The sequence below is a fragment of the Vibrio sp. 2134-1 genome, from assembly GCF_033339495.1.
In genome coordinates, this window is record NZ_JAWOUS010000164.1 from 1 (window position 1) to 990 (window position 990).

1 protein-coding gene is annotated in these 990 nt (G+C 42.2%); it reads left to right on the plus strand.

Annotation, left to right across the window (positions count from 1 at the left end; translation table 11 throughout):
- Positions 1–219: 219 nt before the first annotated feature.
- A partial coding sequence (locus R7R78_RS24660) for a response regulator (RefSeq protein WP_225474441.1) occupies positions 220–990 on the plus strand: 771 nt, incomplete at its 3' end.

Here is a 990-nt window from a genome sequence, read left to right on the forward strand (position 1 = left end):
TAAAGCTTGCTTTAAGTCAACATGTTGCATCATTTGAACACAGCAAGAGCCTTGGAGTAAATACTGACAATTTGTATAAATGACTTTTTCAAGCTACGTTTTATAACAAGGCGAAACCGCTTCAAGTCTTGCTGCGCAACGTTTTGCCTATGCAAACACAACAAAAATAATAACTTAAATAATTTTGTTTTTTGACTAAGCTTTGTGAGGTGTAAAGGTATGTTCAAGACTCACAGTCAAACGGCAATGGTCTCGGCACAGGAAGTGGTTAATCGGAAACTGATCATGTTAGTGGACGATGATCCGATATTTCGTAACGTAACCAATGCTTATTTAGAAAGTCAGGGTTTCAAAGTAGTAGAAGCTGAAAATGGCCTAGAGGCTCTTCATCAACTCAGGGAATGCCAACCCGATCTCGTCTTGTGTGATTTGTCTATGCCCGTATTAGATGGCATAGAATTCGTAGAAGAAGTCAGTCTTGAGTATCCATCGTTACCGCTTATTGTGGTGTCTGGCACAGATGAAATGTCTGATGTCGCGAAAGCGTTGCGTTTTGGTATTAAAGACTTTCTTCCAAAACCGATAGGGAATTATGAACATTTGTCGCAAGCGATTGACAATACGCTTGAGGACTCAGATTGTCATTTTGCCGAACAGCGTGACTTTTCAAGCCAGTGGTTTCGCGTAGATGACGGTGGAGAAATACCAGATGAGCAAGAGCTGCACTGGCATTTAGAGTACTTGCAACAAAACCCAAATGCAGCGAGAGATCTGCTGCATGCGTTGTTGCCAGACAAAGACGCCTCTCAAGGTGACTGGCGTTGTTCTTATCGGTTACTACAGTCGGCAGATTTGATGCCTTTGGTGTTTGATTATCGCTGGTTGATGAATGGACAGTTTGCTTTCTACTTAGTGGACTCTGCTTCCCAAGAAAATGGAGGTGTAGCGACAACGCTACTGGTGAGAGCTTTGTTTGATGATTACCTAAGA